The organism is Pseudoroseicyclus sp. CXY001 (genome assembly GCF_041714655.1).
Classification (GTDB): domain Bacteria; phylum Pseudomonadota; class Alphaproteobacteria; order Rhodobacterales; family Rhodobacteraceae; genus Pseudoroseicyclus_A.
In genome coordinates this window covers 3,415,783-3,434,806 of sequence record NZ_CP168219.1, presented here as the reverse complement: position 1 = coordinate 3,434,806, position 19,024 = coordinate 3,415,783, and the positions used below count along the sequence as shown (strand labels likewise).

General features: G+C 69.6%; 20 protein-coding genes and 3 tRNA genes. 13 read left to right on the top strand and 10 right to left on the bottom strand.

What is annotated here, in order from left to right; all coding sequences use genetic code 11:
* Positions 1-199: 199 nt before the first annotated feature.
* The 3 genes from ACAZ03_RS16780 to dapF are packed head-to-tail and all read right to left on the bottom strand — an operon-like array spanning position 200 to position 2,897.
* Complete coding sequence (locus ACAZ03_RS16780) at positions 200-799, bottom strand: FMN-binding negative transcriptional regulator (protein ID WP_373355254.1); 600 nt, start codon at positions 797-799, stop codon at positions 200-202.
* Positions 799-2,049 (bottom strand): tRNA (N(6)-L-threonylcarbamoyladenosine(37)-C(2))-methylthiotransferase MtaB, encoded by a 1,251-nt coding sequence (mtaB, locus tag ACAZ03_RS16775; RefSeq protein ID WP_373355253.1) that lies wholly within the window; start codon positions 2,047-2,049, stop codon positions 799-801. Before mtaB ends, ACAZ03_RS16780 begins: the two co-directional genes overlap by 1 nt.
* Positions 2,049-2,897, bottom strand: coding sequence for a diaminopimelate epimerase (dapF, locus tag ACAZ03_RS16770; RefSeq protein ID WP_373355252.1), 849 nt, complete (start codon positions 2,895-2,897; stop codon positions 2,049-2,051). The genes mtaB and dapF overlap by 1 nt, the downstream gene beginning before the upstream one ends.
* An 88-nt stretch (positions 2,898-2,985) precedes the next feature.
* Here dapF and ACAZ03_RS16765 point away from each other — a divergent pair.
* Positions 2,986-3,061, top strand: a tRNA-Lys gene (locus tag ACAZ03_RS16765).
* Positions 3,062-3,091: 30 nt separating this feature from the next.
* Positions 3,092-3,167 (top strand) — tRNA-Lys (locus ACAZ03_RS16760).
* A 104-nt stretch (positions 3,168-3,271) separates the two neighbouring features.
* Here ACAZ03_RS16760 and ACAZ03_RS16755 read toward each other — a convergent pair.
* The gene (locus ACAZ03_RS16755) at positions 3,272-3,655 is read right to left on the bottom strand and encodes an MAPEG family protein (RefSeq protein WP_373355251.1); all 384 of its coding nucleotides are present in this window, start codon (positions 3,653-3,655) and stop codon (positions 3,272-3,274) included.
* A gap of 268 nt (positions 3,656-3,923) precedes the next feature.
* Between ACAZ03_RS16755 and ACAZ03_RS16750 the strand changes: the two genes are divergently transcribed.
* Both ACAZ03_RS16750 and ACAZ03_RS16745 read left to right on the top strand, forming a co-directional pair.
* A complete protein-coding gene (locus ACAZ03_RS16750; RefSeq protein ID WP_373355250.1) occupies positions 3,924-4,484 on the top strand; it encodes a YdeI family protein in 561 nt (186 codons plus the stop codon).
* 131 nt (positions 4,485-4,615) lie between these two features.
* Complete coding sequence (locus ACAZ03_RS16745) at positions 4,616-5,404, top strand: SDR family NAD(P)-dependent oxidoreductase (RefSeq protein ID WP_373355249.1); 789 nt, start codon at positions 4,616-4,618, stop codon at positions 5,402-5,404.
* Between the two features lie 168 nt (positions 5,405-5,572).
* Here the strand turns inward: ACAZ03_RS16745 and ACAZ03_RS16740 are convergent, their stop codons facing one another.
* A complete protein-coding gene (locus ACAZ03_RS16740) occupies positions 5,573-6,919 on the bottom strand; it encodes a methyl-accepting chemotaxis protein (RefSeq protein ID WP_373355248.1) in 1,347 nt (448 codons plus the stop codon).
* A gap of 95 nt (positions 6,920-7,014) precedes the next feature.
* Positions 7,015-8,046, bottom strand: coding sequence for a LacI family DNA-binding transcriptional regulator (locus ACAZ03_RS16735; protein WP_373355247.1), 1,032 nt, complete (start codon positions 8,044-8,046; stop codon positions 7,015-7,017).
* Positions 8,047-8,216: 170 nt separating this feature from the next.
* Here ACAZ03_RS16735 and ACAZ03_RS16730 point away from each other — a divergent pair.
* Both ACAZ03_RS16730 and ACAZ03_RS16725 read left to right on the top strand, forming a co-directional pair.
* Positions 8,217-8,293: transfer RNA gene (locus ACAZ03_RS16730), tRNA-Arg, on the top strand.
* 112 nt (positions 8,294-8,405) lie between these two features.
* Complete coding sequence (locus tag ACAZ03_RS16725) at positions 8,406-9,062, top strand: L,D-transpeptidase (protein WP_373355246.1); 657 nt, start codon at positions 8,406-8,408, stop codon at positions 9,060-9,062.
* Between the two features lie 68 nt (positions 9,063-9,130).
* Here the strand turns inward: ACAZ03_RS16725 and ACAZ03_RS16720 are convergent, their stop codons facing one another.
* The 3 genes from ACAZ03_RS16720 to ACAZ03_RS16710 all read right to left on the bottom strand — a co-directional run bounded on the left by ACAZ03_RS16720 (position 9,131) and on the right by ACAZ03_RS16710 (position 10,490).
* Positions 9,131-9,454, bottom strand: coding sequence for a hypothetical protein (locus ACAZ03_RS16720; protein ID WP_373355245.1), 324 nt, complete (start codon positions 9,452-9,454; stop codon positions 9,131-9,133).
* Between the two features lie 81 nt (positions 9,455-9,535).
* A complete protein-coding gene (locus tag ACAZ03_RS16715) occupies positions 9,536-10,240 on the bottom strand; it encodes a transcriptional regulator (protein WP_373355244.1) in 705 nt (234 codons plus the stop codon).
* Positions 10,212-10,490, bottom strand: a complete 279-nt coding sequence (locus ACAZ03_RS16710) for a hypothetical protein (RefSeq protein ID WP_373355243.1) — start codon at positions 10,488-10,490, stop codon at positions 10,212-10,214. The genes ACAZ03_RS16715 and ACAZ03_RS16710 overlap by 29 nt, the downstream gene beginning before the upstream one ends.
* Positions 10,491-10,672: 182 nt before the next feature.
* On the opposite strand from ACAZ03_RS16710, the gene ACAZ03_RS16705 reads away from it, so the two are divergent.
* The 3 genes from ACAZ03_RS16705 to ACAZ03_RS16695 all read left to right on the top strand — a co-directional run bounded on the left by ACAZ03_RS16705 (position 10,673) and on the right by ACAZ03_RS16695 (position 13,331).
* Complete coding sequence (locus ACAZ03_RS16705; RefSeq protein WP_373355242.1) at positions 10,673-11,347, top strand: hypothetical protein; 675 nt, start codon at positions 10,673-10,675, stop codon at positions 11,345-11,347.
* Positions 11,348-11,502: 155 nt separating this feature from the next.
* Positions 11,503-12,111, top strand: a complete 609-nt coding sequence (locus ACAZ03_RS16700; protein ID WP_373355241.1) for a ribonuclease HII — start codon at positions 11,503-11,505, stop codon at positions 12,109-12,111.
* Positions 12,112-12,233: 122 nt separating this feature from the next.
* Positions 12,234-13,331, top strand: a complete 1,098-nt coding sequence (locus ACAZ03_RS16695) for a site-specific DNA-methyltransferase (RefSeq protein ID WP_373355240.1) — start codon at positions 12,234-12,236, stop codon at positions 13,329-13,331.
* 136 nt (positions 13,332-13,467) lie between these two features.
* Here ACAZ03_RS16695 and serB read toward each other — a convergent pair whose 3' ends face one another.
* Positions 13,468-14,337: a phosphoserine phosphatase SerB gene (gene serB / locus ACAZ03_RS16690; protein WP_373355239.1), complete on the bottom strand. Its 870-nt coding sequence runs from the start codon at positions 14,335-14,337 to the stop codon at positions 13,468-13,470.
* A gap of 230 nt (positions 14,338-14,567) precedes the next feature.
* Between serB and ACAZ03_RS16685 the strand changes: the two genes are divergently transcribed.
* The 4 genes from ACAZ03_RS16685 to ACAZ03_RS16670 all read left to right on the top strand — a co-directional run bounded on the left by ACAZ03_RS16685 (position 14,568) and on the right by ACAZ03_RS16670 (position 18,953).
* On the top strand, positions 14,568-15,722 hold the full coding sequence (locus tag ACAZ03_RS16685; protein WP_373355238.1) for a phosphoserine transaminase: 1,155 nt from the start codon (positions 14,568-14,570) through the stop codon (positions 15,720-15,722).
* Positions 15,723-15,858: 136 nt separating this feature from the next.
* Positions 15,859-17,457 carry a phosphoglycerate dehydrogenase gene (serA, locus tag ACAZ03_RS16680; RefSeq protein WP_373355237.1) on the top strand — a complete coding sequence of 533 codons (1,599 nt, stop codon included), beginning with the start codon at positions 15,859-15,861 and terminating at the stop codon, positions 17,455-17,457.
* A gap of 369 nt (positions 17,458-17,826) precedes the next feature.
* Positions 17,827-18,600: a metallophosphoesterase gene (locus tag ACAZ03_RS16675; RefSeq protein ID WP_373355236.1), complete on the top strand. Its 774-nt coding sequence runs from the start codon at positions 17,827-17,829 to the stop codon at positions 18,598-18,600.
* Entirely contained in the window at positions 18,543-18,953 is a 411-nt protein-coding gene (locus tag ACAZ03_RS16670; protein ID WP_373355235.1) for a VOC family protein, read from the top strand. Before ACAZ03_RS16675 ends, ACAZ03_RS16670 begins: the two co-directional genes overlap by 58 nt.
* The last annotated feature ends 71 nt before the right edge of the window (positions 18,954-19,024 follow it).

Genomic DNA, 19,024 nt, shown 5'->3' with positions numbered 1-19,024 from the left:
ACGCCGGCCCGTGGGATGGCGCCCCGACGCCGGGAGCTTTGCGCTTTATGGTGCAGCCTTCCTCCCCACCTCCAGCGAAGCACCCAGCCCAGCCAGAGCGCCAGCCCGCGGGGACGGGCCGGCGCTCGCGCGGCGGCCTGCGGCCTTGATTCCGCGCGGGGGACGAGCGGTGAGGTCCCAAAGGGGACCCACCCCCCCGCTACCCCTCCGGCAGCTCCCGCATGAGCGCCCCGATCTCACCGCCGACCGCCTCGGCGGCTGCCAGCCGCGCCGGCTCCGGCTTGTTCTGGCCGAGCTTCCAGGTGCCGTCCACGTCCTCCACCGCGAGCCGGACAGGCACGATCTGCCGCATCATCCGGGCGAGCAGCTCCTCCGGCATCTTCGAGACCAGCCAGGGCGGCTTCGGCGCCAGGCGCGCCTCGAAGGCGGCGGAGAGCCGGTCGAGATGCGCCCGCAGCTCCTCCGCCGGCCGCGCCTCCAGCCGGCCGGTCAGATGCACGGCGACGTAGTTCCACGTGGGCACCTGATCCTCCAGCCCGTACCAGTCGGGCGAGATGTAGCCCTCGGGCCCTTGGATCGCGAGACGCGCCGGCAAGGGCGCGGTGAGCAGCGCCCGGGCGATGGGGTTGGAGCGCACAAGATGCGCCTCCACCAGATCGTCCGAGGGCATCACGAAGGGGATGTGGGAGAGGAGCGGCGCCCCTTCCACCGTCACCGCCAGCACGCCGAAGCCCCGCTCCCGCGCGAAGGCGAGATTGGCGGCGGCGCTCTGGCCCCGGAAGACCGGGTTGGGATGCATCAGGCCGTCAGCTCCGTGCCGGCCGCGCCGGTGATCCGCAACGGCACGATCTGGCCGACGGCGCGGGGCTCGGCCACCCGCACTTCGGTGAAATGCTCCGTCCGCCCCATATGCGGCGTCTCCATCAGCACCTGCCGCTCGGTGCCGACCTGCGCCGCGAGGTGGCGCTGCACGGCCGCCTCTCCGCCGGCCCTGAGCCGCGCCGCCCGCTCCTTGATCGCCGCACCATGCACCTGCGGCATCCGCGCCGCCGGGGTGCCGGGGCGGGGGGAATAGGGGAAGACATGGAGCCACGTCAGGTCGCAGTCCTCCACCAGCTTCAGCGAATTCTCGAACATCGCCTCCGTCTCCGTCGGGAAGCCGGCGATGATGTCGGCGCCGAAGGTGATGCCGGGGCGGAGCCGCCGGGCCTCTTCGGTGAAGCGGATCGCGTCGCCCCTCAGGTGCCGGCGCTTCATGCGCTTGAGGATCATGTCGTCCCCGGCCTGCAGGCTCAGGTGCAGATGCGGCATCAGCCGCTCCTCCTCGGCGATGGCGCGCATCAGGCTCTCGTCCACCTCGATCGAATCGATGGAGGAGATGCGCAGGCGCGGCAGCTCCGGCACCAGCTTGAGGATGCGCATCACGAGGTCGCCGAAGCGCGGCGCGCCTGGCAGGTCGGCGCCCCAGGAGGTCAGATCGACGCCCGTCAGCACGACCTCGTTGTAGCCCTGCGCCGCCAGCCGGCGGATCTGCTCGACGACGACACCGGCGGGGACCGACCGGGAGTTCCCGCGGCCATAGGGGATGATGCAGAAGGTGCAGCGGTGGTCGCAGCCGTTCTGCACTTGCACATAGGCGCGGGAGCGGCTGCCGAAGCCGTCGATCAGATGGCCGGCGGTTTCCTCCACCGACATGATGTCGTCGACCTTGACCGGCTCGGTCTTCCCCGTCGCCAGCCCCACCCAGGTCTCGGGCCGCATCTTCTCGGCATTGCCGATGACGGAGGTCACCTCGGGCATGGCCGCGAAGGTCTCGGGCTCGATCTGGGCGGCACAGCCGGTGACGATCACCGGGGCGCCGGGGTTCTCGCGCGCCAGCCGGCGCACCTCGCGCTTGGCCTTGCGGACGGCCTCGGCCGTCACCGCGCAGGTGTTCACCACCACGGCGCCCTCGAGGCCGGCGCGGTTGGCGAGGTCCTTCATCGCCTCGGTCTCGTAGGCGTTGAGCCGGCAGCCGAGGGTGGAAAACTTGGGCGCGACGCGATCCATCAGACCGTCTCCACCGCGGCGAGGAAGGCCGGCGTCAGCATCCCGTCGAAGACATGCGCCGTCGGGCCGGTCAGCCAGATGCCGTCGTCCCGCCAGTCGGCGCCAAGCGTGCCGCCGTCGGCCACCACCTCGGCGCGGCGCCCGGTGAGGCCACGGCGATGCGCGGCGGAGACCACGGCGCAGGTGGAGGAGCCGGAGGCCAGGGTCAGCCCCGTCCCCCGCTCCCAGACGCGCATCCGCAGCCGATCCTCGCCGAGGAGGCTCACAAACTGCACGTTGGTGCGTTCGGGGAAGAGCGGATGGCGCTCGATGGCGGGGCCGAGGTTGCCAAGGTCCACCGCCTCGGCATCCTTCACGAAGAAGGTGCAATGCGGATTGCCCATCGAGGTGCCGACCGGCGCGCCGTCAATCGGCAGCGAGAGCGTATCTGCCTCCTCCGCCAGCGGTATCTCCCGCCAGCCGGTCTTCGGCGCGCCCATGTTGACGGCGACGCCGCCCGCCCGAGCCTCGGCGCGCAGGAGCCCGAAGCCGGTGCGGAGCGTCAGCGCCGCCGCGCCGGTCTTCGCCATCTCCTCCGCCGCGATGCAGCGGGTGGCATTGCCGCAGGCAGCCGAGAGCGAGCCGTCGGCATTGAAGAAGGTGAGGGCGAGGTCGGCGCCCGGCGCCTCGGTCATCACCGCGAGCTGGTCGAAGCCGACGCCGCGATGCCGGTCGGCGAGCGCCGCCACGAGGGCAGGCGACACCGCGCCCGCGGGGCTCGAGACACCCCGAAGGTCGATGACGACGAAATCATTGCCCGCCCCGTGCATCTTCGCGAAGGGCAGGCCGGAGGCCGGCAGGTCACGCATGGCCGCGCCTTAGCTCAGGATGCCGGGCAATTCCAGCGAATTGCGGGTTGACGGGGGGCCGGCCATCTCCTAGCTAGCGGCGCGTTGTGGGCCGGTAGCTCAGTTGGTAGAGCAACTGACTTTTAATCAGTAGGTCTCGGGTTCGAGCCCCGACCGGCTCACCACAACACCTTCGAGGTCGAAACCCAAGGCACGGGCCGTTAGCTCAGTTGGTAGAGCAGCTGACTCTTAATCAGCGGGTCGCAGGTTCGAATCCTGCACGGCTCACCACCCGTCGCCTCCCCCCTCTTCCATCCGCCGGGCCGCGAGCCGGTCGCGCATCTGCCTCGCGAGGCGGAGCCTGTCTTCCCTCGCCTCAGCGCCGGTGCCGGCGCTCATAGCCAGACCTGCGCGAGCAGCCAGAAGCCCATGAGCACGCCCGGCCCGACCGTCAGGAAGGTCGCCGCGCCGCGCGCCCTGTGGTCGAAGAGCACGTAGTGCAGCACCCGCCCGGCGAGGAAGGTGGCGAGCCCCGCCCAGAGCCACCCGGCGCCGAGGCCGGTGTATTCGGCCGCGCCCATGACGAGCCCGAAGGTCGGGGCGGTCTCCATCAGGTTGCCGTGGATACGGATGCGCTTGAAGAGGATCGGGTCTCCGCCCGAGCCGCGCAGGATCCGCAGCTTGCCGCGCAAGATCCCTATCCAGGCGGTGAAGACCATCAGCGAAATGGCGAGCAGGCTGACATAGGTGAAGGTCACGGGAAGGAGTGTCTGGGGCATCAAAAACCTCTGTTCGAAGGCCGGCGGGCGGCCCGTCCTTGCAGGGATGCGGGGTAGGCCCGGGTCGGGACTGTTCGGGGAGAGCGCACGCCGCCGCAAGGGCCTCCTGCCCACACATCCGCCCGCATCCTCGCCCTGGAGGCGGCGGCGGGCGCGCGGCGCGAGAAGCCTGCGCGCTGGCGGGGCTCAGCACCGGCCGCCTTGCCCGGCGCTTGACGGCGGCGACCGTATGCCGGCAGCCTCGGGGCCGATGCCGCCGAGGAGTTCCATGACCGAACAGGCCTTCCCCTCCCGCGAGGCGCTCTTCCAGTGGCTGGAGGCGCATCACCAGAGCGAGACCGAGCTCTGGGTGAAGATCTACAAGGTCGGCTCCGGTGTGCCCTCCGTCACCTGGCAGGATTGCGTCGTCGCGGCGCTCGCCTGGGGCTGGATCGACAGTCAGCGCAAGCCGCTGGACGAGGAGTCCTACCTGCAGCGCCTCACGCCCCGGCGTCCGCGGTCGCCCTGGTCGCAGAAGAACCGCGCCCATGTCGACAGGCTGATCGCCGAGGGGCTGATGTCGCCGGCCGGGCTGGCCCATGTCGAGGCGGCCAAGGCCGACGGGCGCTGGGAGGCCGCCTATGCCGGGCAGGCGGAGATGGAGATCCCGGCGGATTTCCTCGCCGCGCTGGAGAGCCGCCCGAAGGCGAAGGCCTTCTTCGACGGTCTGAGCCGCAGCAACCATTTCGCCGTCTACTACCGGCTGACCTCGGCCAAGAAGCCGGAGACCCGCGCGCGGCGGATGGAGAAGATCCTCGGGCAGCTCGAGCGGGGCGAGAAGCTCGTCTAGGCGGGCTTGTTTGCGGGTCACCGAGGGCCCCGGCCCTCCGGCCTCCTGTCGCTGCCACATGATCTGGATCATGGCGCCACCGGGCCATGCGTGGAATCAAGGCCGCGGAATATAGCGGAGAGGGGCATTTCATGACGTATCAAGGCAAGGTCTTCGTGGTGACGGGCGCCGGGTCCGGCATCGGGCGCGAGCTGGTGCGGGCGCTCATGGCGCAGGGGGCGAAAGTGGCGGCGGTGGATCTGCGCCGCGAGGGGCTGGAGACGCTGGGCGAGGCCTCCGGCCGCCTGAGCCTCCATCCGCTCGACATCTCCGACCGCGACGCGGTGGCGGCGCTGCCGGCGGCGGTCGAGGCGGCGCTCGGCCCGGTCGACGGGCTCATCAACAACGCCGGCATCATCCAGCCCTTCGTGCCGGTCTCGGCGCTGGACATGGCGGTGATCGACCGGCTGGTGTCGGTCAACCTCATGGGGCCGGTCCTGATGACCAAGGCCTTCCTGCCGGCGCTGATGGCGCGGCCGAAGTCCTGGCTGGTCAACGTCGCCTCGATGGGCGGCTTCATCCCCTTCCCGGGGCAGACGATCTACTCGGCCACCAAGGCCGCGGTGAAGCTGATGAGCGAGGGGCTCTATGCCGAGCTGATGGACGGGCCGGTCTCCGTCTCGGTGGTGATGCCGGGCGCCGTCGACACGAACATCGTGCAGAATTCCGGGCTCGACATGCCGATGGGCGATGCGGCGGCCTCCAAGGCCGTGCCGGCGCCCGAGGCGGCGAAGATCATCCTCGACGGGGTGGCGGCCGGGCGGCTCCATATCCTCGTCGGCTCCGACGCGCGGAGCCTCTGGGCCCTGTCGCGAATCGCGCCGGCGCGGGCGATCCGCATGATCCAGCGGAAGATGGCGGCGATGACGGCGGGGAAATGAGGCGCGGCCCGGGCCGCGCGCCGCCCGGGCCTGTCGCCGGCGGTGTCACCGTCGCGCGGCCCCGAGCGGGGGGGCCGCGATGACGACCGCCGCGCGCTCACAAGAGCTCGCAGCGGCAGGCGCCCATCATGGCGCCTGCCGGCTGAGTGCCGACCTCCGCAGGTTGCGTCAGGAGGCGCGGCGCAGATGGGCGATCGGCGGCGCGACGGGTTCCCCCTCCGTCCGGAAGGTCGCGACCTGGGTCAACAGCTCGCTGGAATCCTTGGCCAGCATCTGGCTGGCCGCCGTCGATTCCTCGACCATGGCCGCGTTCTGCTGGGTCATCGAATCGAGGTGACTGACGCCGATGTTGATCTCGTTCAGCGTTCTCGCCTGCTCCTCCGCGCCGCTGGCGATCTCGGCGATGTTGAGGTGGATGGCCTCCACCCCCGTGATGATCTGCTCCAGCTCGCTGCCCGCCCGGGTGACGAGGTCGACGCCGTTCGAGACATGGACGGAGCTGTCGTTGATCAGCGACTTGATCTCGGAGGCGGAATCCGCCGAGCGCTGCGCCAGCGACCGCACCTCGGAGGCGACGACGGCAAAGCCGCGCCCGGATTCGCCGGCGCGCGCCGCCTCGACGCCGGCGTTGAGCGCCAGCAGGTTGGTCTGGAAGGCGATATCGTCGATGATCTTGATGACGTGAGAAATGCGGGTGGAGGATTTCTCGATCTCCGCCATCGCGCGCACGGCATTCCCCACGACCTCGCCGCCCGTCCGCGCCGTCGACATGGCGCTCTGCGCCGAGGCCTCGACGCTCTTGGCGTTGCCCGCCGCGGTCTGGACGGTGGAGGTCAGCTCCTCGATGGCGGCCGCCGTCTCTGCCAGCGTCGCGGCCTGCACCTCCGTCCGGCGGGCGAGGTCGGCCGAGGCCTGGCCGATCTCGCTGCCCGTGCGCTGCACGGTTTCCGAGACCTGCTTCACCGCAGAGATGGCGGAGGAGAGGCGCCTGGCGGCCTGGTTGTAGGCCGCCCCGAGAAGATCGACATCCTCGACGCCGGAGGGGGTGATCTGGTGGTTGAGATTGCCCTCGCGCAACTGATCGAGGCCGCGCGCGATCTCCCTGATTCCCCGCTGCCGCCTGGTGATGTCCATCGCGAGCTTGAAGACCGTCCGCTTTCCATCCGCCGCCGTGCAGGGAGCATAGGTCGCCTGGATCCAGATGGTCGAGCCGTCCTTGGCGATCCGGGGGAACTGATCGGTGAAGGCCTTGCCGGCCTGGAGCTCGGCCCAGAACTGCCGGTAGTCCGGGCTGCGCGCGAACTCGGGCGCGACGAACATGGAGTGGTGTTTGCCCACCACATCCTCGCGCGCGTAGCCAAGCGTTTTCAGGAAGTTGTCATTGGCGCGGATGATGGTGCCGTCCATCTCGAACTGGATGGTGGCCTGGGTCCTGTCGATTGTGGCGAGGACGGCTGCGGCATTCGCCTCGGCGGCGTCGACCTTGGCATGCCTCGATTTCCAGAGTTTCAACACTCTCGGTTCCCTCATCATCCCTGTGATGGGGGATCACTAGCCTGCAGGAATGTCGGAAGAATTAACGCGCGCCCGATATCGGCGCCGCGGCGCGCTCACTTCCGCAGCAGCGTCTCGCCGGTGTCGAGCGTGGGCGTGAGCGTCACGATCGGACCGGTCTCTTCCAGCGGGTCGGGCAGGGCGCAGCGGGCGGCGATGATGTCGGCGGCCTTCTCGCCGATCTCGCGGCGGCAGGCGTCCATCGTCGCGAGCCGGCGCGGCAGCCCGTCAAGCAGCTCGACGCCGTTGAACCCTGCCAGCCCGATGTCGCCGGGAATGTCGGCGCCCTTCTCGAGCAGGTAGAGCAGCCCGCCCGCCCCGATCATGTCGTTGGAATAGTAGAGGAAATCGATGCCCGGCGTGCGCGTCAGGATCGCCTCGGTCATCTCGCGGCCCTTCTTGAGCGCCGAGCCGCCGGAGTAGAATTCCTGATCGACGATCTCGTAGCCCTGCTTGGCCAGATGGGCCGTGAAACCCTCGAAGCGCTTCCGCGCCCGGTAGTCGAGCGGCATCTTGGTGCCGAGAAAGCCGATGCGGCGATAGCCCTCCTTCAGGATCGCCTCGGCCATCTCGCGCCCGGCGCGGCGGTGGCTGATGCCTACGGCCGCGTCGATCGGGTCGCCGTCGGTATCCATGATCTCGACCACCGGCACGCCGGCGCGGGCCAGCATGGCGCGGGAGGCCTCGGAATGCTCGAGCCCGGCGATGATGACGCCGGAGGGCCGCCAGGAGAGCATCTCGAAGAGCACCTTCTCCTCCTGCTCGGGCCGGTAGTCGGTGACGCCGACGACGGGCTGCAGGCCGGTGCCGGAGAGCCGGTCGGAGATGCCGGAGAGCACCTCGGGGAAGACCATGTTCTTGAGACTGGGGATGATGACGCCGACGAGATTGACGCGGCTGGAGGCCAGCGCCCCGGCGATCCGGTTCGGCACATAGCCCATCTTCTTGGCGGCGGCCTGCACCTTGGCCCGGGTCGTCTCGGAGACGTCGCCCTTGCCGCGCAGGACGCGGCTGACGGTCATCTCGCTGACGCCGGAGGCCTCACTCACGTCGCGCAGAGTCAGCGGCCGGGGCCGTTTGCTGGTCATCCATCCCCCCTCCTCAGGGTTTCGATGGGTTAGCCGCAGGGGGGGCCGTTGTCCAAGGAAATACGGGGGCGCGCTGTCGCAGGCGCCCGGATGCCTGCCCGGTGAGCGCCGGATGCGCCGCCGATGCGGCGTTGACCTCGCCCCCCGCCGCGGGCAGGAAGGCGGCCGGAGGCCCCGTGGCTCAACTGGATAGAGCAATCCCCTCCTAAGGGATAGGTTGCAGGTTCGAGTCCTGCCGGGGTCACCAGCCGCCCGCCTCAGCCGTGCCGGAGCCTTCGCCCTGACGTTGCGGTTTTCTCGCTCTCGTGAAGGAACACCACGCGCCCTTGAGACTTGTTCAAGCGGAAAGGGGATTGCCCATGCTGACCAGACGCCATTTCATTTCGACCACCACGGCGCTTTTTTCCAGTGCGATTGCCGCGCCGGTCTTCGCCGCCACCGCCGATCAGGAGGCGGAGTGGGACGCACAGGTGACGCCGCCGGGCTTCGATCCGGCCACCACCAACCCCTGGGGGCTAGACCCGCGCCTGCTGCCGCAGCGGGTCTATACCAACGGGGACATGGCGCCGGGCGACATCCATGTCGATGCCGTCGCGCGCTATCTCTATCATATCGAGGAGGGCGGCACGGCGATGCGCTACGGCGTCGCCATCGGGGCCGGCAATCTCTACGAGCCAGGCACCTTCCGCATCGGCCGCAAGACCAAGTGGCCCACCTGGACGCCGACGCAGGACATGATCGAGCGCGAGCCCGACCTCTATGCGCAATATGCCGACGGCATGGCCCCGGGGCCGGAGAACGCCCTCGGCAGCCGGGCGCTCTATCTCTACGAGGGCGAGCGCGACACGATGCTGCGCATCCACGGCACGCCGCACCCGACGTCGATCGGCACCCGCGCCAGCTCGGGCTGCGTGCGCATGGTCATGCCGCACATCAACCTGCTCTATCCGAACGTGGAAGTCGGCTCGACGGCGATCCTTTATCCGGCCGAAGACAGCGTCACCGCGCCGAGCTGATCGGCGGGCCGTCCCCTGACCCGATAGATAGGCCCCCGGGGTGCGCGAGCGCCTCGGGGGCCGGTCTGTCAGATGGCGGGCGGAGGCACCGAGCCGGGGCTCAGGCAGATCGGGTTGTCGTTGACGGTGCGCAGCGGCAGCTCCGTCGTCTCGATCGGGCCCGAATAGGTATACCAGTAGCAATTGTCGCCGGGCCGCAGATAGGCCGAGGCGAGGTCTTGCCCGGGCTTGACGATGGCGCGCACCTCCGGCGGAAGCTGTGAGCCCGGCTCGGGCGGCAGCTCGGGCATCGGTTCGGGCGCAGGCGCGAGCGCCACGCAACCGGAGAGGGTGAGGCCGGCGCCGAGCGCCAGAGCCGGAAGACGGCAAAGGGTAAGGAATGTCTCTCGCATGGGGTGGTCCTGTTTAACGATTGGGGAAACCGTTGCATTCCCTGACCCCGACCGCAACGCCGGAGGCGGGCAGGCCAAAGATCACACCATGCGGATCACGTCCTTCTCGATGGCCAGCATGTAGCCGCGGCGGGCGATGTTCTTCACCAGAAGCTCGCTGACGATCTGGTTGCCGAGCGTGTCGCGCAGGCGCTTGATCCGCGTCGCGCCCGCCGCCTCGTCGCAATCGGCGGGGTTCCGGCCGGAGATCATGGCCTCGATCTCGGCGCCGGAAAGCACGTCATCGTCCATCCGCGCCTCGGCGAGGACGGAGAGCGTCTCGATGGCCGCCCCCGTCAGCTTGAATTCGAGGTTGTTGAGATAGACCGTGTTCTGCGCCCGGGCGATGAGCAGCGAGTTCACCTCGATGCCCTTGCGCTCGATCTGGCCCATGCGCCGCGTCAGCGCCACGAGCATTACCAGGAAGGCCACCGCCGCCACCAGCATGGCGGTCGCGAAGACCAGCAGCACGAAGATGACGAAGCGGTAGCTCGACAGCGTCTCGGAGAAGGCCGTGCCGGACTGGGCGAGGATCTCGAGCAGCTTCACCTCCGCCTGGCCGGTGAGGTCGGCATTCTCGATGAAGAGCCGCTCCACCCGTGCGTTGAAGGCGTTGGCATCCGGCAGATTGAGGAAGAGCAGCAGCGCCGCCGCGCCGAGCACCGCGAAGATTCCGGCGATGCCGCCGTAGACGATGCGGTTGCCGGTAATGCGGGCCTCAGTAGCGGAGGTAGAATCTCCCGGCATTGTCACGTCTCTCCCCAAGGCCCGAATCGTCAAAGAGCCCGAGGATGGTGAGCAACTCCCAGCCGCCTTGAGCCAACCGGGGGCGGAGCTCGCCCTCGGCGGCGCCTATCGTGCAGGCTCCGCGGATTTCCGCAACACCGTAGTGCAGTCGAAGCGGATCATCCTGCTTCGCCTTGTAATCTGCGTAGCAGGCCGCGCCGGCCGGAGCGGCGAGCAGCAGAAGCGGGAAGAGAAGGACTGCGGCTTTCATAGGGGGGACCCTCGCGCCCCCGGGGGCCGATAGTCAATATCCATTGGGATTTGGCGCCGATGTCATCGGATAGCGCCGCCGCGATATTGCCCGTCACCGCCCGGATGCCGAATTTGCCCCCACATCGCGACCGACCCGAAGACCCGCCCCGACAATGGGCGCCCCCATCAAGGAGAGCCGCCATGACCCGCCTGCCGCTGACCCACCTCGGACTGCCCCGCCTGGGCCTCACCCGCCTGACCCGCACCTTTGCCGCGGCCGCCGCCGCGCTGTCGCTGGCCGTGCCGCTGCCGGCGCAGGCGCAGAACGTCGTGAGGCCGGCGGAAGAGGCGCAGGGCAACGAGACCGGGCAGCTCCTCATCGGGCTCGCCGTGCTCGGCATCGCGGCGCATGTGCTGTCGCGGGCCAATCACGACCGGCGCGATGGCGATCAGGCCAATGCCGGGCCGCGCCCGGCGCCGGTCATCGACCGCGGCCGGGGCGACGGGCGGCCCGCCGGCCAGGGTTTCCCGGGGCAGGGCCACGGCAACGTGAACAGCCCGGGCGGCGGCTTCGGGAACGGCAATGGCAACGGCCACGGGCTCGGCCACGGCGGCGTCAATCCCGGCTTCGCCCCGGGCGGCCCGGCGATCACGCCCGCCACCGGCGCCATGCTGCCGCGCTATTGCCTGCGCAGCTATCCGACGCAGACGGGCAACCTCATGCTTCTCGACGGAGACTGCGTCTCCGCCAATTACGCCTTCGCGAACCGGCTGCCGATGACCTGTGCGGCGGCCGTACAGACCGGCTCCGGTTTCGCCAGCGGTTTTGACGTCCCCTGCCTCCGGGCAGAGGGCTACCGGCTCTCGGCCCGGTAGGCGTTCCGGGTCGAGCAGGAGGGCTGCGCCCAAACCCCGCACTGTCCCCGCGGGGCAAAGCGGCCCTCGGGAGCGGGGCGGAGGCGAAAGCTTCCGCCCCGGTTTCCTTTCTGGGGGCGCTTGAACCGGCGGCCCTCCGGCGGCAGAACGGGGCCATGCAGATCCTCCCCGACTACAGCTTCGAGACGGCGATCACCGCCCGCGGCCAAGTGCCCGTCGCCGGGGTCGACGAGGCCGGGCGCGGCCCGCTCGCCGGGCCGGTCGTCGCCGCCGCCGTCATCCTCGACCCCGCCGCGATCCCGCCGGGGCTCAACGATTCCAAGAAGCTGAGCGCCGCCCGCCGGGCCGAGCTCGACCTCGCCATCCGCGAGACGGCGGTCTTCGCCGTCGCCGAGGCGAGCGTGGAGGAAATCGACAGCCTCAACATCCTCTGGGCCTCGATGCTGGCGATGAGCCGGGCGCTCGCGGCGCTCGCCCGCGCCCCGGCCTATGCGCTCATCGACGGCAACCGCCTGCCGAAGGAGATGTGCTGCCCGGGCGAGCCGCTCATCGGCGGAGACGGGCGCTCACTCTCCATCGCGGCCGCCTCGATCCTCGCCAAGACGCACCGCGACCGGGTCATGGTGGATTTGGCGCAACAGCATCCCGGCTACGGCTGGGAGCGGAATGCCGGCTATGGGGTAAAGGCGCATCAGCAAGCGATCCGCGAACTGGGCCCGACACCGCATCATAGGCGGTCCTTCCGGCTCGACTACCAGATATAGTGGCAAGCCCTAGCCTCAAGTGCTTGATTCAAAAAAGCTTTTGACAGCGAATCGCCTCTGACTCATCTTTGACCTCGAGCAGAACGAGCGGAAAATCCGCCGATCAGTCTAGGGGCAGAGGCATGGGAATGATGAAGGGCGCTGCGGCGCTCCCGCTCAACACGATTCTGGATGGCGATTGCGTGGCGCGGATGAACGCGCTGCCGGCGAATTCGATCGACCTGATCTTCGCCGATCCGCCGTACAACCTTCAGCTGCGGGGCGATCTGCACCGGCCGGACAATTCCAAGGTCGATGCGGTCGACGATTCCTGGGACCAGTTCGACAGCCTGAAGATCTACGACGACTTCACGCGCGAGTGGCTCGCCGCCGCCCGCCGGCTCCTCAAGCCCAATGGCGCGATTTGGGTGATCGGTTCCTATCACAACGTCTTCCGCCTCGGCGCCGAGCTGCAGAACCAGGGGTTCTGGATCCTCAACGACGTCGTCTGGCGGAAGTCGAACCCCATGCCGAACTTCCGCGGCAAGCGCTTCACCAATGCGCATGAGACGCTGATCTGGGCGTCGAAGGGGGAGGGCGCGAAATACACCTTCAACTACGAGGCGCTGAAGGCGCTGAACGAAGGCATCCAGATGCGCAGCGACTGGATGATCCCGCTCTGCACCGGCCATGAGCGGTTGAAGGATGACAACGGCGACAAGGCCCACCCGACGCAGAAGCCGGAGGCGCTGCTCCACCGGGTGCTCCTCGGCACGACCAACCCCGGCGACGTGGTGCTCGATCCGTTCTTCGGGACGGGCACGACCGGCGCCGTCGCCAAGATGCTTGGCCGCGACTTCATCGGCATCGAGCGCGAGGAGGCCTATCGCCGCGTGGCCGAGAAGCGCCTCGCCCGGGTGCGCAAGTTCGACCGTTCGGCGCTGGAGGTCACCGCCTCGCGCCGCGCCGAGCCGCGCGTCGCCTTCGGCGTGCTGGTCGAGCGCGGGATGCTGCGGCCGGGCGAGCAGCTCGTCGGCCCGCGCGGCGCCACCGCCAAGGTCCGTGCCGACGGCACGCTGATCGGGGCGGAGGCCAAGGGCTCCATCCATCAGGTCGGCGCCGCCATCGAGGGCGCGCCCTCCTGCAACGGCTGGACCTACTGGCACTTCATGCGCGACGGCCAGAAGGTGCCGATCGACGTGCTGCGCCAGCAGATCCGCGCGGAGATGCGCGAGGCCTGAGCCCCTTTCACAAGTTACCGCCAGTGCCGGAGGCCCATGGGTCGCCCGGCACCTCCTTCCCCCGCGCGGCCCGATGGCCTCGCGGGGTTTTTTCATGTGGGGGGAAACGCAGCTTAGGGAGTGCGCCGGCGCCGCGTCACCCCGCGAAGTCGTCCTTCGCATAGCCCTGCAGGTAGAGCAGCGCCGTCAGGTCGCCGTGGTTCACCTTCAGCCGCGCCTCGGCCTGCACCGCCGGCTTGGCGTGGAGCGCGACGCCCATGCCGGCGCGGCCGAGCATCCCGAGGTCGTTCGCCCCGTCGCCGACGGCGAGCACATCCGCCTCGGCGATCCCGAGCCGGGTGACGAGCTCCTCCAGCGCCGCGACCTTGGCCTCGCGGCCGAGGATCGGGCGGGCGACGTCGCCGGTGAGCTGGCCGCCCTCCGCCAGCAGCCCGTTGGCCCGGGCCTCGTCGAAGCCGAGCCGGGCGGCGATGGGCTCCGCGAAGGCGGTGAAGCCGCCGGAGACCAGCGCGGCATGGGCGCCCGCCGCCTTCATCGTCGCCACCAACGCCGGCCCGCCGGGCATCAGGGTGATGCGCCGCTCGAGCACCTGGGGGATGATCCCCTCCGGCAGGCCTTTCAGCAGACCCACCCGCGCCAGCAGCGCCCCCTCGAAATCGAGCTCGCCGTTCATCGCCTTGGCGGTGATCGCCGCGACCTCCGCGCCGACGCCCGCCTCGGCGGCGAGCTCGTCGATGCATTCCTGGCCGATCATCGTCGAATCCATGTCGGCGAGGAGCAGGCGCTTCCGCCGCCCCTCCGCCGGGACCACCGCGAGGTCGACGCCCTGGCCCTGCAGCTCGCCCCAGACCTCGGCCTCGTTGCCCGGCGCGACGGGAATCGCGAATTCCACCGCCTCGCCCGGCGCCAGCCAGCGCAGCGGCGCGCCGCCCCAGGCGGAGCGGAGCGCCTCGGCGAGGGCGGGGTCGAGCCCGCCGGGGCGGGCGATGAGCACGGCGATCTGCATGGCGGCCTCCTGTCGGGCGCGGTTCGGTCCGGGGCGGGGATAGCCGCCGGCGCGCCGCCCGGCAACGTTCCGTTCACGAAGTTTCCGATGGTGGACGCGGGGCCCGCCCCCGGCGCCGGAATCCTCCCTGCCCCCCGCTTTTGCCGCTTGTGGCGCCGGGAGCGGGGCCGTATCTGCGGCGGCGGGACACCCCTCCCCAACGAGGGGCATGTATCTGTGAGGATATCCAGATGGCTGATGCCAAGCCGGCCGCGCGCCCGGTCAATCCGCGCTTCTCTTCCGGCCCCTGTGCCAAACCCCCGACATGGACGCTCGACGCGCTCGCCGATGCCCCCTTGGGCCGGTCGCACCGCGCCGCCGTTGGCAAGGCCAAGCTCAAGGCCGCCATCGAGACGACCCGCGAGGTGCTGGGCATTCCGGCCGAATACCGGATCGGCATCGTTCCGGCCTCCGACACCGGCGCCGTCGAGATGGCGCTCTGGTCGCTTCTCGGCGCCCGCCCCGCGACGATGGTCGCCTGGGAGAGCTTCGGCGCCGGCTGGGTGACTGATGTCGTCAAGCAGCTGAAGATCGACGCCGAGGTGAAGACCGCGCCCTATGGCGAGATCGTCGACTTCGCCGAGGTCGACTTCGGCACCGATGTCGTCTTCACCTGGAACGGCACGACCTCCGGCGTCCGTCTGCCGGATGGCGCGGCCATCCCGGCCGACCGCAAGGGGCTGACGATCTGCGACGCCACCTCGGCGGCCTTCGCGCAGGACCTGCCGTGGGACAAGCTCGATGTGACGACCTTCTCCTGGCAGAAGGTGCTGGGCGGCGAGGCGGCGCACGGGATGATCGTGCTCTCCCCCCGCGCCGTGGAGCGGCTTGAGAGCTACACGCCCGCCTGGCCGCTGCCGAAGATCTTCCGCATGACCAAGGGCGGCAAGCTGATCGAGGGCATTTTCGCCGGCGAGACGATCAACACGCCCTCCATGCTGGCGGTCGAGGATTACCTCGTGGCGCTGGACTGGGCGAAATCCGTGGGCGGCCTTCAGGGGCTGATGGCCCGCGCCGATGCCAATGCGAAGGCGATCTGGGAGTTCTGCGAGGCCCGTGACTGGATCGACAACCTCGCGGTGGATCCCGCGACGCGGTCCAACACCTCGGTCTGCCTGAAGTTCACCGATTCGCGGATCGAGGACGGCGCCGCCTTCGCCAAGGCCGTCGCCAAGCGGCTGGAGAAGGAAGGCGTGGCGCTCGACGTCGGCGCCTATCGCGACGCTCCCCCGGGCCTGCGCATCTGGTGCGGCGGCACGGTCGAGACGGCGGATATCGAGGCGATGCTCCTCTGGCTCGACTGGGCCTTCGCAGAAGAGATCGCCGCGCTCGCCGAGACCGCCTGAGATCGCACTCCGGAGGGCCGGGCTGAAGCCCGGCCTACGGGGGCGCCGCATCATCACATCGTAGGCCGGGCGTGAGCCCGGCTCCTTCCCCACCTCTCGGCCGGGCGTCAGCCCGGCGCCCGCAAAGGACCCCATCATGGCTCCCAAGGTTCTCATCTCCGACGCGCTGTCGGATGCCGCCGTCCAGATCTTCCGCGACCGGGGGATCGAGGTCGATTTCGAGCCCGCGCTCGGCAAGGACAAGGACAAGCTCCTCGAGGTGATCGGCCAGTATGACGGCCTCGCCATCCGCTCCGCCACCAAGGCGACGGAGAAGATCATCGAGGCGGCGACCAACCTGAAAGTGATCGGCCGCGCCGGCATCGGTGTCGACAATGTCGACATCCCGGCCGCGTCGAAGAAGGGCATCATCGTGATGAACACGCCCTTCGGTAATTCGATCACCACGGCCGAACATGCCATCGCCATGATGATGGCCGTGGCCCGGCAGATCCCCGAAGCCAATGCCTCCACCCACGCCGGCAAGTGGGAGAAGTCGAAGTTCATGGGCACCGAGATCACCGGCAAGACGCTCGGCGTCATCGGCGCCGGCAACATCGGCTCCATCGTCTGTTCCCGCGCGCTCGGGCTCAAGATGAAGGTCGTGGCCTATGATCCCTTCCTCTCGGAGGAGCGGGCGACGGAGATCGGCGTCGAGAAGGTCGAGCTCGACGAGCTCGCGAAGCGCGCCGATTTCATCACCCTGCACGTGCCCTTCACCGAGGCGACGAAGAACATCCTTTCCGCCGAGCGGATCGCGACGCTGAAGCCGGGCGTGCGCATCGTCAACTGCGCCCGGGGCGGGCTGGTGGACGAGGCGGCGCTCGCCGAGGCGCTGAAGTCGGGCCATGTCGCCGGCGCCGCCTTCGATGTCTTCGCGGAGGAGCCGGCGAAGGAAAACCCGCTCTTCGGCCTGCCGAACGTGGTGGTGACGCCGCACCTCGGCGCCGCCACCTCCGAGGCACAGGAGAACGTCGCCCTGCAGGTGGCCGAGCAGATGTCGGACTACCTGCTGACCGGCGCCGTGACCAATGCGATCAACATGCCCTCGATCACCGCCGAGGAGGCGAAGATCATGGGCCCCTGGATCGCGCTGGCCGGGCACCTCGGCAATTTCGTCGGCCAGATGAACGACGAGCCCTTGAAGGCGATCAACATCCTCTATGACGGCCAGGTCTCGGGCATGAATGCCGCGGCGCTCAACTCCGCCGTCATCGCCGGCATCCTCCGGCGCGGCAATCCGGAGGTGAACATGGTCTCTGCCCCCGTCATGATGAAGGAGCGGGGGGTGAAGGTCTCCACCACCCGGCAGGACCAGTCGGGCATGTTCGAGGGCTACATCAAGGTGACGGCGGTCACCGAGAAGCGCGAGCGGAGCGTGGCGGGGACGATCTTCTCCGACGGCAAGCCGCGGTTCATCCAGATCAAGGGCATCAACATAGACGCCGAGATCGGCCGCCACATGGTCTACACGACCAACCAGGACGAGCCGGGCATCATCGGCGCGCTCGGCAACACGATGGGCTCGAACGGCGTCAACATCGCCAACTTCACGCTCGGCCGGTCGTCCCGCAAGGGCGAGGCCATCGCCATCCTCTATGTCGACGAGGCGGTGCCGGAGGCGGTGCTCGACAAGCTGCGCGGCACGGGGATGTTCCAGCAGGTGAAGGCGCTGGAATTCGACATCGCGGAGTGACGGGACGGGGGCTTCGGCCCCCGTTTTCGTTTTGGGGGCGGTGGCGCAACCGCCCGGCTCATGCCCCCGCCCGGTACGTACCGCAGGCGCAGGGCGAGCGCCGGCCCGTCCCGCGGGCTGGCGCTCTCGTGGGGCAGCCCGCCGCTCTGAGCGGGGAAGTGGCTGCACCATAAAGTGCCATACGGCACGGACAGGAGCGCCACCCCCCGGGCCGGCGCTCGCCCTGCGCGGCACCGGCGTGCAGCACCGATCTCCGGACGGAAAACCTGCCCGGAATTCGGGCGAACTATGCGGGCGCGGGCCCCGGCGGCCCGCCTCCCTTGAAGCCCCGCACGGTTTCCGCCACACGGCCGGGGAAAGGGGGCGCCCATGCTGTTCGCCATCGGAGACATTCACGGCCAGGCCGAAGAGCTCGACCGGGCGCTCGCCCGGATCGAGGCGGAGGCCGGACCGGACGCCCGCATCATCTTCCTCGGCGACTACACGGACAGGGGGCCCGATTCGAAGGGCGTCCTCGACCGGTTGTCGGGGGGCCGCAAGGAGGGGCGCAACTGGGTCTGCCTGAAGGGCAATCACGACAGGATGTTCCGGCGCTTCGTCGTGGAGGGGGACCTCAACGACCCGGCCATCAAGTCCGGCAAGGGCTGGCTCGACCGGGCGCTTGGCGGCGGGCCGACGCTCGCCTCCTACATGGACCCGCCGGGCATGGCCGAGATCGCCGAGCGCGGCATGGACCCGGTGCCGCCGGAGCGCCTCGCCGAGCTTCTCGCCGCCGCCCGCGCCGCCGTGCCGGAGGCGCATATGGAGTTCATCGCCGGGCTGCCGCTCTGGCACGAGGAGGCGGGCTGCCTCTTTGTTCATGCCGGCATACGGCCGGGCGTCGCCATGGCGGATCAGGTGGAGGATGACCTCATCTGGATCCGCGAGGGCTTCCTCGACGATGCAACCGACCACGGGCGGCTGATCGTCCATGGCCATACGGCGCTGGAACAGGCGACGCATTACGGCAACCGGCTCGATCTCGACGGCGGCGCCGGCTTCGGGCGGCCGCTCTATCCTGCGATGCAGGACGAGGACGGCGCCTGGTGGCTGCTCACCTGGGACGGGCGGCAACCCCTGAAGCCGGCAGGGAGCTGGCTCTGACCTGGCGGCTCGACCATGTGCAGATCGCCATCCCCGAAGGCGGGGAGGCGCTGGCCCGCGGCTTCTGGGTGGCGCTCCTCGGCATGGAGGAGCTGGCCAAGCCCGAGGCGCTCGCCGGGCGCGGCGGGCTCTGGCTGAGGGCCGGGGAGGCGGAGCTGCATCTGGGGGTCGAGGCGCCCTTCGCCCCGGCGAAGAAGGCGCATCCCTGCTTCGCGGTGCCGGATCTCGGCCGGCTGGCGGCGGCGCTGGAGGCGGCGGGCCGCCCGGTGCGGCCGGACGACAGCATCCAAGGGCGGCGGCGGATCTTCACCGAGGACCCGTTCGGGAACCGTGTGGAGCTGATGGAGGGGTGAGGCGCCGGGCGGCTGCCCCCCGTCGGCCTGAACCGCCGACTCCCCCCGCGGTATTTGCAGAAAAGCGAGAG

Excerpts from the sequence above, each read along its gene's own strand:
- ACAZ03_RS16745 (WP_373355249.1), top strand. The coding sequence starts at position 4,616 with ATGACGTATCAAGGCAAGGTCTTCGTGGTGACGGGCGCCGGGTCCGGC.
- ACAZ03_RS16725 (WP_373355246.1), top strand. The coding sequence starts at position 8,406 with ATGCTGACCAGACGCCATTTCATTTCGACCACCACGGCGCTTTTTTCC.
- ACAZ03_RS16720 (WP_373355245.1), bottom strand. The coding sequence starts at position 9,454 with ATGCGAGAGACATTCCTTACCCTTTGCCGTCTTCCGGCTCTGGCGCTC.
- ACAZ03_RS16705 (WP_373355242.1), top strand. The coding sequence starts at position 10,673 with ATGACCCGCCTGCCGCTGACCCACCTCGGACTGCCCCGCCTGGGCCTC.
- ACAZ03_RS16715 (WP_373355244.1), bottom strand. The coding sequence starts at position 10,240 with ATGCCGGGAGATTCTACCTCCGCTACTGAGGCCCGCATTACCGGCAAC.
- dapF (WP_373355252.1), bottom strand. The coding sequence starts at position 2,897 with ATGCGTGACCTGCCGGCCTCCGGCCTGCCCTTCGCGAAGATGCACGGG.
- serA (WP_373355237.1), top strand. The coding sequence starts at position 15,859 with ATGGCTCCCAAGGTTCTCATCTCCGACGCGCTGTCGGATGCCGCCGTC.
- ACAZ03_RS16685 (WP_373355238.1), top strand. The coding sequence starts at position 14,568 with ATGGCTGATGCCAAGCCGGCCGCGCGCCCGGTCAATCCGCGCTTCTCT.
- ACAZ03_RS16735 (WP_373355247.1), bottom strand. The coding sequence starts at position 8,046 with ATGACCAGCAAACGGCCCCGGCCGCTGACTCTGCGCGACGTGAGTGAG.
- serB (WP_373355239.1), bottom strand. The coding sequence starts at position 14,337 with ATGCAGATCGCCGTGCTCATCGCCCGCCCCGGCGGGCTCGACCCCGCC.
- ACAZ03_RS16700 (WP_373355241.1), top strand. The coding sequence starts at position 11,503 with ATGCAGATCCTCCCCGACTACAGCTTCGAGACGGCGATCACCGCCCGC.
- mtaB (WP_373355253.1), bottom strand. The coding sequence starts at position 2,049 with ATGGATCGCGTCGCGCCCAAGTTTTCCACCCTCGGCTGCCGGCTCAAC.
- ACAZ03_RS16780 (WP_373355254.1), bottom strand. The coding sequence starts at position 799 with ATGCATCCCAACCCGGTCTTCCGGGGCCAGAGCGCCGCCGCCAATCTC.
- ACAZ03_RS16695 (WP_373355240.1), top strand. The coding sequence starts at position 12,234 with ATGGGAATGATGAAGGGCGCTGCGGCGCTCCCGCTCAACACGATTCTG.
- ACAZ03_RS16755 (WP_373355251.1), bottom strand. The coding sequence starts at position 3,655 with ATGCCCCAGACACTCCTTCCCGTGACCTTCACCTATGTCAGCCTGCTC.
- ACAZ03_RS16750 (WP_373355250.1), top strand. The coding sequence starts at position 3,924 with ATGACCGAACAGGCCTTCCCCTCCCGCGAGGCGCTCTTCCAGTGGCTG.
- ACAZ03_RS16675 (WP_373355236.1), top strand. The coding sequence starts at position 17,827 with ATGCTGTTCGCCATCGGAGACATTCACGGCCAGGCCGAAGAGCTCGAC.
- ACAZ03_RS16710 (WP_373355243.1), bottom strand. The coding sequence starts at position 10,490 with ATGAAAGCCGCAGTCCTTCTCTTCCCGCTTCTGCTGCTCGCCGCTCCG.